General features: G+C 62.8%; 8 protein-coding genes and 1 pseudogene (1 of these 9 cut by a window edge). 5 read left to right on the forward strand and 4 right to left on the reverse strand.

The window, feature by feature from the left end; genetic code table 11:
• The 4 genes and pseudogenes from AB4097_RS18515 to AB4097_RS18530 all read left to right on the forward strand — a co-directional run.
• Positions 1-133: pseudogene (locus AB4097_RS18515) on the forward strand (IS5/IS1182 family transposase); the annotation flags it as partial.
• 26 nt (positions 134-159) lie between these two features.
• Positions 160-1,083, forward strand: coding sequence for a DMT family transporter (locus AB4097_RS18520; RefSeq protein WP_442042247.1), 924 nt, complete (start codon positions 160-162; stop codon positions 1,081-1,083).
• A 127-nt stretch (positions 1,084-1,210) separates the two neighbouring features.
• A complete protein-coding gene (locus AB4097_RS18525; RefSeq protein WP_442042249.1) occupies positions 1,211-1,492 on the forward strand; it encodes a TfoX/Sxy family DNA transformation protein in 282 nt (93 codons plus the stop codon).
• Between the two features lie 24 nt (positions 1,493-1,516).
• Positions 1,517-2,482, forward strand: coding sequence for a 2-hydroxyacid dehydrogenase (locus AB4097_RS18530; RefSeq protein WP_442042251.1), 966 nt, complete (start codon positions 1,517-1,519; stop codon positions 2,480-2,482).
• 952 nt (positions 2,483-3,434) lie between these two features.
• On the opposite strand, the gene AB4097_RS18535 is transcribed toward AB4097_RS18530, so the two are convergent.
• Both AB4097_RS18535 and AB4097_RS18540 read right to left on the reverse strand, forming a co-directional pair.
• Positions 3,435-4,178 carry an SDR family oxidoreductase gene (locus tag AB4097_RS18535; protein WP_442042252.1) on the reverse strand — a complete coding sequence of 248 codons (744 nt, stop codon included), beginning with the start codon at positions 4,176-4,178 and terminating at the stop codon, positions 3,435-3,437.
• A gap of 27 nt (positions 4,179-4,205) precedes the next feature.
• Complete coding sequence (locus tag AB4097_RS18540) at positions 4,206-6,014, reverse strand: IlvD/Edd family dehydratase (protein ID WP_442042253.1); 1,809 nt, start codon at positions 6,012-6,014, stop codon at positions 4,206-4,208.
• A gap of 208 nt (positions 6,015-6,222) precedes the next feature.
• Between AB4097_RS18540 and AB4097_RS18545 the strand changes: the two genes are divergently transcribed.
• Positions 6,223-6,822, forward strand: a complete 600-nt coding sequence (locus AB4097_RS18545; RefSeq protein WP_442042255.1) for a hypothetical protein — start codon at positions 6,223-6,225, stop codon at positions 6,820-6,822.
• A gap of 176 nt (positions 6,823-6,998) precedes the next feature.
• Here AB4097_RS18545 and AB4097_RS18550 read toward each other — a convergent pair whose 3' ends face one another.
• Positions 6,999-7,808, reverse strand: a complete 810-nt coding sequence (locus AB4097_RS18550) for a tellurite resistance TerB family protein (protein WP_442042257.1) — start codon at positions 7,806-7,808, stop codon at positions 6,999-7,001.
• A gap of 73 nt (positions 7,809-7,881) precedes the next feature.
• Positions 7,882-10,000: the 3' portion of a TRAP transporter permease gene (locus AB4097_RS18555; protein WP_442042259.1), read on the reverse strand. It continues 53 nt past the right edge of the window; the window shows 2,119 of its 2,172 coding nt (coding positions 54-2,172); the start codon falls outside the window, past its right edge; it ends in the stop codon at positions 7,882-7,884.

Consider the following 10,000-nt stretch of genomic DNA (forward strand, 5'->3'; position numbering starts at 1 on the left):
GCGGCATAAGGTTGAGAACATGTTCGCCAAGCTCAAGGACTGGCGCCGGATCGCCACCCGCTACGACCGCTGCGCCCACACCTTCTTCTCAGCCATTTGCATCGCGGCTGCCGTCGCCTTCTACCTCAATTAACGAGTCCTGAGCCTAGCATTCCCCGCATGGCCGATACCGTCACCCAATCCCAGCCCAAGATCGCCGCGTGGCACCAGAGCCGCGTCGCGGGCATCGCCCTCATGTGCGTGGCGCTGTTCTGCTTTTCGTGCCTCGACGCGACGGCCAAATGGGTGAACCGCTCCATCGACCCGATGGTGACGGTCTGGGCCCGCTACGTCTCGGCGGCGTGTCTCACCTTCCTGGTCATCAATCCGCGGACTCAGCCCGGGGCCTTGAGGACGCGCCGTCTCCCGCTGCAGCTCCTGCGCTCGTTCCTGCTCTTCGCCTCGACGATCTGCAACTTCTTCGCCCTGAAATACCTGCAGCTGGTCGAGACCCAATCGATCATCTTCGCAACGCCGCTGCTGGTCGCGCTGTTTGCTGGTCCCCTTTTGGGAGAGCGCGTCGGCTGGCAGCGCATGTCCGCCATCGGAATCGGCTTCATCGGCATTCTCGTGATCACGCGACCGGGCTTAGGCACCATGCATCCCGCCGCCCTGCTGTCGCTGACCGGCTCGGTGGCCTATGCCTTCTACGCCATCGTGACGCGGATGCTCGCCTCGAGCGATTCCGTTGCGACGACCACCCTCTATTCCAGCGTCGCCGGCATCGTCTTCGTGACTCCGGTCCTGCCGTGGGTGTGGTCCACGCCCTCCTCGCCTCTCATGTGGTTTCTGCTGGCGACGACGGGCTTCTACGGCGCCTTCGGCCATTGGCTTCTGGTCCTCGCCCATGCCCGCGCGCCTGCCGCGATCCTGTCGCCTTTCATCTACAGCCAGATCGTCTGGATGCTGATCCTGGGCTATGTCCTTTTCGGCGACTGGCCCGATACTTGGACCTTCGTCGGGGCTGGCATCGTCATCGTATCGGGGCTCTACTTGCTCTATCGTGAGCGCGTGAAGTCTCGAAAACCGGAGCCGTCCTCGTGAGTGATGCCACCATCGACACCCTGCCCGGGATCGGCCCCGTGACGCAGAGCAGGCAGCATCGGACCCAAAAGTGGATCCACTTTTGGGATCGAATCCGATGCTTTTTCTCTTGGCTGGAGCATCGTTGATGCGAAAAACCGGGTCCACTTTTCCGCACGATGCTCTAGCGGATGCAGGCATCCGCACGGTCGGCGAACTCCGCTCCATCGGATCCGTCGAAGCCTACCGGCGGCTGAAATTCATGCAGCCCCGGCAGGTGAGCCTCAATGCCCTTTATGCGCTGGAAGCCGCCCTGCGCGGCTGTCACTGGCTCGACTTGCCGCAGGATGTGAAGGCCGCGCTCCAGCAGGAGGCCAAAACCATCGACGAGGCCTTTCGCCGGGGTGGCGTCGCGCGCTGTTCCCGTTAACCCGATACGACCATAGGAAACGCCATGAGCCGAACCGACATCCTGATGACCGCGCCGATGATGCCCATCGTCATCGACGCGCTCGACAAGGCCTTCACGCTCTACCGCCTGTGGGAGCAGAACGACAAGGAGGCGTTCCTGAAGGAGTTCGGGCCGCGCATCCGCGGCGTCGCGACCAGCACGCTCTTCGGCCGTGTGGATTCCACTCTCCTCGATCTCTTGCCGAATGCGGAGATCGTATCGAGCTTCGGCGTCGGCTACGACAATGTGGATGCGGAGGAAGCAGCAAAGCGCAACATCGTCGTCACGAACACGCCGGGCGTTCTCGACGACGAGGTCGCCGATCTCACTCTCGGCCTGCTTCTTGCAACATTGAGAAAGATTCCGCAGGCCGACCGTTACCTGCGTGACGGAAAATGGCTCAAGGCATCCTTCCCCCTGTCGACGACCCTGCGCGACAGGAAGATCGGCATCGTCGGGCTGGGGCGGATCGGCAAGGCCATCGCGAGGCGGCTTTCCGGCTTCGATGTGAGCATCGCGTATCACGGGCGCACGCAGCAGGACGACGTGGCCTATCCTTACTATCCGACGGTGACCGGCCTCGCGGAGGCTTGCGACGTGCTCATCGTCATCACGCCCGGCGGCAGCGCCACGAAGCATCTCATCGATGCGGAGGTCCTGAAGGCCTTGGGCCCCAATGGCGTTCTGATCAACGTCGCTCGCGGCACGGTCGTGGACGAGCAGGCGCTCATCGAGGCCCTCAAGTCGGGCACGATCCTGAGCGCGGGCCTCGACGTCTATGAGGACGAGCCGCGCGTGCCGCAGGAACTGATCGATCTGGAGCACGTGGTGCTCCTGCCGCACATCGCCTCCGCGTCGGTTCACACCCGAAACGCCATGGGCAAGCTCGTCGCCGACAATCTGATCTCATGGTTCGACGGCAAAGGCCCGATGACGCCCGTGGCGGAGACACCCTGGCGTTCGAAATAGGCCTCTCTCAAGGTCCGGCAGGGTGCCTCGCCGAGGGAGCTCCCACCGGCGGGAAGACTGGCGCGGTCCTCCTCCCCATACCGGGGAGAGGTGATGGCACTTGCCTGTCATAGGCCTTTGCTCTCCCCTACAGGGAAGAGGTGGGCTCTACGCGCATGACTGGAGCGTCGGACTTGACCTTCCGGGTCCACTTTTCCGTACGATGCTCTAGCCGACCTCAGAGGACGTCATCACCCGCAGAACCAGGATCGGTGCGACGGAAGCCACTGCTCTCGCCGCCCAGGTGTCTTCCTGATCGAGCATCGAGGGTTGACGCCGGATGCGCCCTTCGATGGCTCAAGGGAGTCGTTTTTTTCGCAATTCCGACAAGACCTGCGCTTTTCCGATTTCCGCTAGGGAAGCGACGTGAGACATTAAGGACGACTTCAATAAGTCACACAACAAGACGAGTACTTTTCTCTCAGAGACGTTATCAGTACTTTCGCTTGAGGCATCAGATGGCAACCACGATCACAAGCATTCGACAGCCAGTTATTTCAAGTCTTATCGAATTTGTGTTCGGTGCAGATTTCTCAATATCTTCTTTTTACGCCTCAAGAACATCTGTATCTACTGCGTATTCATTGGAATTTTATTTTCTTCGCGGAATAATACTTTATTATTTCGGCCAGTATAACGGCGCCGTCCGAGACTTCAGCATGGTCTTGAGGATGGATTGGAGGCACCGTGGAGCGGCGGCATGGATTGCAAAAGCAGAGCGCGCCAGTTGCAGAGTTGCGCGGGGGTAAATGCCGATAATCGATAAGAAGTCATCAGCCTTCCATAAACCGCAATATACTGAAAAGGCAGGCTTTCAAGCCTGCCTTTTTTCTTTCGGTTATGGCTTTCGAGCACCGGGCGGCTATTGCCCCCTTGTTCGCCCAGCCCCTGCAAGCTGACGCCGGAACGCCGCTTACAGCGCAAACCCGCCATCGACGAGATGGATGTGACCCGTCGTGTAGCTGGCCTCATCCGAGGCGAGATAGACCGCAAGCGCAGCAACCTCCTCGGCCGTTCCGAGCCGGCCCATCGGCTGGCGGTCGATGAAGGCCTGGCGCACGGTGTCGAGGCTTTGCCCCGAGCTTGCGGCCAGCGCGGCGATCCGCTCGTCGAGCGAAGGCGACTGGATCGTGCCGGGGCAAATGGCGTTGGCGCGGACGCCGCGCTTGATGAAATCAGCCGCCACAGCCTTGGTCAGGCCGATCACCGCCGCCTTGGTGGTGCCGTAGACGTAACGGTTGGGGATGCCGCGCACCGATGAAGCGCCGGACGCGATATTGACGATGGAGCCCCGGCCCTTCTCCAGCATGCCCGGCAGCACGGCCTTGATGGTCCGGTGCATGGATCTCACGTTCAGGTCGAACGAAAGATCCCAATCCTTGTCGGAGCATTCGAGAATCGTGCCGTGATGCACGAAGCCCGCCGCATTGACGAGAATGTCGAAGCCTCCGGCCTCGACGACGAGGTGCTCGACATCGGCGCTCGAGAGCACGTCGAGCCTGCGCTTCTCGGCACCGTCGAATCCCTCCAGCTTGACAACGTCGAGATCCGTCGCCCAAACCTTGGCGCCCTCGCGGAGAAAGGCTTCCGCGATGGCGCGTCCGATCCCCTGCCCTGCCGCCGTGACGAGGGCTGTCTTTCCGTGAAGTCTGTTCATGACAGCCCCCGTTCCTTTATTGACAGATCAGTGATTGTCGCGCGGCACGCCGAAGGTCTGGGCGACCTTCTGGTATTTCACGGCCGGCTTGAGGGTCATGCCCTCCGAGAGCTGATCGACCATGGAGCGCTGGATCTCCTGCCAGGGTGTCTGGCTCGCCGGATAGGCATAGCCGCCCCGCGCCTCCAGATCGGCACGGCGCTTCTCGATCTCTTCCGGCGACAGGAGAATGTCGGCGCTGCGCTGGTTCAGGTCGATGCGGATCCGATCGCCCGTCTGCAGCAGCGCCAGACCGCCGCCGATGGCGGCCTCCGGCGATGCGTTGAGGATCGACGGTGTGCCCGAGGTGCCGGACTGGCGTCCATCACCGATGCAGGGCAGCGAGAGAACGCCGCGTTTGATCAGTGCGCCGGGCGGCTGCATGTTCACCACCTCGGCCGCGCCGGGATAACCGATCGGACCCGCACCACGCATGATGAGGATCGTGTGCTCGTCGATGTGGAGCGACGGATCGTCGATGCGATGGTGATAATCCTCCGGTCCGTCGAACACGACCACGGGGCCCTCAAAGGCGTTCGGGTCTTCCGGATTGTTGAGGTAGCGCTCCTGGAATTCCGGGCTGATCACGCTCGTCTTCATGATGGCGGAATCGAACAGCGTGCCCTTGAGGTTCAGGAAGCCGGCCTTCTCCTTCAGCGGATTGTCGTAGGAGCGGATCACGTCGTGATCCCAGGTGAACTTGCCCTTACAGTTCTCCCCGATGGTGGTGCCCGTGCAGGTGATCGCGTTCTCGTGAATCTTACCGCCGCCGATCAGTTCGGCCATGACCGCCGGCAGGCCGCCGGCACGGAAATACTCCTCGCCGAGATACTCGCCTGCGGGCTGCATGTTCACGAGCAGCGGGATCTCGAAACCGATGCGTTCCCAATCGCTGTTGTCGAGCGGCACGCCGATATGCTTGGCAATCGCATTGATGTGGATCGGTGCGTTGGTCGAGCCGCCGATGGCCGCATTGGCCACGATGGCGTTCTCGAATGCTTCGCGCGTCATGATGTCGGAAGGCTTCAGGTCCTCCCACACCATGTCGACGATGCGCCTGCCGGTCTCGTAGGCCATCTGGCCGCGCTCGCGATAGGGCGCGGGAATGGCCGCTGAGCCCGGCAGGGACATGCCGAGTGCCTCCGCCAGCGCGTTCATCGTGGACGCGGTGCCCATGGTGTTGCAGTGGCCGACGGATGGGGCGGAGGAGCCGACGATGTCGATGAACTGCTGGTAGTCGATGTCGCCTGCCGCGTGACGTTCGCGCGCCTTCCACACGATGGTGCCCGAGCCGGTGCGTTCGCCATGGTGCCAGCCGTTCAGCATGGGCCCGACATTGAGCGAGATCGCCGGAATATTCACGGTCGCGGCCGCCATGAGACAGGCCGGCATGGTCTTGTCGCAGCCGGTGAGCAGCACGACGCCGTCGAGCGGATAGCCGTAGAGCACCTCGACCAGGGAGAGATAGGACAGGTTGCGGTCGAGGCAGGCGGTGGGACGCTTGCCGGTTTCCTGGATCGGATGGCACGGGAACTCGAAGGCCACGCCGCCGGCAGCCGTGATGCCGTCGCGCACGCGCTTGGCGAGTTCGAGATGATGCCGATTGCACGGAGACAGATCGGAACCCGTCTGCGCGATGCCGATGATCGGCTTCTTGCCCTGCAACTCTTTGCCGGTGAGGCCGAAATTGAGATAGCGCTCCAGGTAGAGCGCGGTCATGCCCGGGTTGTCGGGATTGTCGAACCAAAGCCGTGAGCGAAGCTGATCGGGGGTGCGACGGTGAGGCCTCTCAGCCATTCTTCATTTCCTTTCGGGCATCCGTAAATGCGGTGGCGGTATTTGATCCAGGACCGGGGCCAAGATCAACCATCCCCTGACTAAAGTAGCTGCCCTGCGATGATCAGGAAGATCCACTTTCCACCGTCGCGAAGATACTGTTATAAACTTACTATGTCGGATTCGTCCCGACTCTCTTCTTCCTGAGATAACGCCGATCGGCCCTCCCATGTTTCGATATCTCTATCCTATCGCCCTGATGACTCTGCTTGCCTCTCCGGCGTGCGCCGACGACTGCCCAACAGCCCAGACCGCGAAGCTGGGTTTCGTTCTGGAGCGTCAGGGAACGATTGCGGAGGTTCGTCCCGCGTCCGATCATTTCGTCCATGTGCTGAACGCATATCCCGGCGGCAAGAAGCAGGACGTGATCTATTATCGAGGGTTCTTCCCGATCAGTCGTTTCGACGACACCGCACGGAGCATCAACATTCCCGTGTCCGACATCCGCTCCGTCTTCCCATTGGAATTGAAGGCCCGTCGGGCCCTGACCTATGCCCCCTCTCAGCCCGGTAAGGTGGGAGCTCTGATTTCCCTGGAATTGACCGTGACAGGTCAGGAGCAGCTCCAGCTCGGCTCCTGCTCCTACAATGTCCTGGTGGTGCGCAACCGCTTCCTCAATGGGGACGGCAAGACGACATCCGAGCACATCGATCTCTACTCGCCCGACCTCGGCTTCGTTCTGGCCAAACGCTACGAGGAAAAACCCGGCACGCAGACCACCATCAAGTACCAGAGCATCAAGCCGCTGGGACGGGTCTCGCCGCTTTGACATCAGGCTCTGCCCGTCGGGAGACAGGGCACTTCAACTGGGTAAACCCTTCACGTCATGGCCGACCTTGTGCCGGCCATCTCGATTGCTTGAAGGGCCGCGCCTTTCCGATCGTCATCACCGGCACGAGGCCGGCCATGACGGCGTAAGCCTACGTGCCGGTGGTTGCCTCAAACTCAGCTCAAGCCCTCGGCCGTATCGTCGATCTGCGAACGGATGGCTGGGTCGAGGTCGAGCGCCTCGGCCAGCTGGTGGAGGAACTCGCGCTCCTGCATCGTGTCGGGATCGATGGCGAGGCGGGCGGCCGCGTAGACCTGGGCGGCCTTGTCCGGATCGTTGACGCCGGCGGCCAGTTCCTCCACGTCGGCGGGCGATGCCATCTCGGTTTCCAGCCAGCGGCTCGCGTCCGGATCGATGCCGGCTTCGGTCAGTCCCTCGACGATCCGGGCCCGCTCGGCCTGGTCGATTTGTCCGTCGGAGGCCGCTGCCGCTACCATGGTGCGCAGGAACAGGAGCGCATCGTCCTCGGTCTGAGAAACCGGATGGAACCGGGATGTCTCCGGCAGGCTCAGCGCCGATTGGGCGACAGCCTCATCGGGTCCGGCCGCCGGAGCGGCGGGCGCATTGGCTTCGCCTCCGGCCGCGCCCCTGGCAGCCTGCTGGTTCTGGTAGGCCTTGTAGGCCAATCCCCCGATCACCGCGAGGCCGCCGAGCTTGACCAGATTGCCGGTCAGCTTGCCGTTCTTACGCCCCTTGAACAGAAGGCCCGCCAGGCCGACCAGAGCGGTCTGCGTCAGCCCGGGATGCTGGGAGGCAAAATCCTTGGCCTTCTGCAGGAGCTGATCCGGCGTCTGGCCGGTGATCTGCGTCACGCTCCTCTCGGCCTGCTGACCGACGCTTCCCTGGGTTGGTGAGCCCGGGTTGCGGAGATCGGGACGCCCGATGGCTCCGACGAACGCATCCAGAAGCTTCCTGTAGTCGACCATGTGGACCTCCCGTTGTTCCATCAGCAATGAACAACGGAAGGACCGCCGAATAGTTCAGGTTCTCTCCGGCGCGTCAGGCGGGGCTCGGCACCATGGCACCGCGTGCCCGCAAGACCTGCGACACGACCACGGGAACGGCCATTCCCAGTCCGATCAGCGTCATCTGCACATCCGGCGCGATGATCGGCAGGGCCGCGAGGCCGATGAGCCAGCGCTCCCAGGCGCGCATCTGCGTCAGCCCGTAGCCGGCAAAGGCCGCCGACAGGAAGATGATGCCGATGACGGCCCCTGCCGTGACGAAGAGGAAGCTCGGCCATGTGAACTCGGGCGTGACGATGAGCATGGCCGGACCGTAAACGAAGACGAACGGTACGAGCGCCTTGCCCAATCCCAGGCGGAACGCCGTGTTGCCCGTCTTGAACGGATCGGCGCCCGCCATGCTGGCACCCGCATAGGCCGCGAGCGCCACAGGCGGCGTGATGTCGGCGAGCACCCCGTAATAGAATACGAAGAAATGCGCGACGAGCGGCTGGACCCCGAGAAGCCCCAGAGCCGGAGCCGCGACGGTGACCATGATGATGTAGTTGGCTGTCGTGGGCACGCCGCATCCCAGCAGAATGCAGACGACCGCCGTCATCACCAGGGTGAAGAAGAGGGTCATGGACTTCATGTCGGCAAGGCCCGCCGGCACGAGATCGGTGAAGACCTGGGCCACCTGAGCGGCGAAGGACGTGACGATGAAGGAGATCTTGAAGCCGACCCCGGTGAGGGTGACGATGCCCACGATGATGCCGACCGTGGCGGCCGCGGCCCCCACGCCGATGGCATATTTCGCGCCGACCACGAAGGCATCGACGAGGTCGAGCACGAGCGCCTTGCCGGCGTCGCTCTTAAGAAACGTATAGACGAGAAGCGCCAGGACCAGGCCGAGAAGCGGAACCGAGAAGACCAGTTGCGTGAGCATGCCGGTGGCGATGGCGATAACGATGGCGGCCAGGAAGCCGAGGGTGATGGCCGGGACTCGCGAGGCTCCCACCACCAGGCAGGCCGTGATGCCCCAGAAGGCGGCAAGGTATGGCGTGAAGCCGGAGAACAGGACGATCAGCAGAACGGCAAGCGGCATGATCGTCTGCCACCCTTCCCGAAGCACCTTGGCGGCCTTCGGCAGCTCCTCGGCGGGCAGGCCCTTCAACCCGGCCCGCTTGGCTTCGAGATGGACCTGCATGAACACGCCGAAGAAATGCATGCATGCCGGCACGAGAGCCGCCAGGATGACGGTCCGATAGGAAACGTTGAGGAATTCGACCATCAGGAACGCGGCCGCGCCCATGATCGGCGGCGTGATCTGCCCGCCGGTCGAGGCCGCCGATTCCACCGCCGCCGCGAAATGGCGCTTATAGCCGATGCGGATCATCGCCGGGATCGTCAGCGAGCCGACCGTCACCGTGTTGGCGATGGAGGAGCCCGAGATCATGCCGAACAGGGCGGAGCCGAAGATCGAGACCTTGGCCGGGCCGCCCGCAAAGCGGCCTGCCACGCAGGTGGCGAGATCGATGAAGAGCTTGCCGAGCCCGACCCGGGTCGCCAGAACGCCGAAGAGCACGTAATGGAAGACGTACGTGGCAACGACGCCCAGGGCGATGCCATAGATGCCCTGGCTCGTGAGATAGAGGTGGTTGACGATGTTCGACCACGAGGCGCCGGGATGCTGGAGAATGCCCGGCATTGAAGGGCCGAAATGCGCATAGAGCATCACCCCGATGGCGATGACCGGCAGCGGCCAGCCCACGGAGCGGCGGGTCGCCTCCAGCAGGACAACGATCAGGATCGTCCCCATGAGCACGTCCGTCGGGGATGGATTGCCGACCCGGAAGGCCAATTCGTTGAAGATCCACGGCACATAGAGGCTGGACACCACGGCCGCGATGGCCAGGGCCCAGTCGATCAGGGAAATGCTGCCCGGCCGCCACCAGGACGAGGGAGCGATTCGCTCCTGGCCGCTCTTGAAGGCGGCGAAGACGAGGAAGATCAGGCCCAGTACGAAGGCCATGTGGATGCCGCGATGGGTGGCCTCCCGCAGGAGCCCGAAACCGGCCGTGTAATAGTGAAAGGACGAGAGCGTCAGCAGTAGGCCCGCGACGAGCCAGGCGGTCGCCTGAGGCAAGGGGCGGAAGCGCATCTCGGGATCGAAT

Source organism: Microvirga sp. 2MCAF35 (genome assembly GCF_052115545.1).
Lineage (GTDB): Bacteria > Pseudomonadota > Alphaproteobacteria > Rhizobiales > Beijerinckiaceae > Microvirga.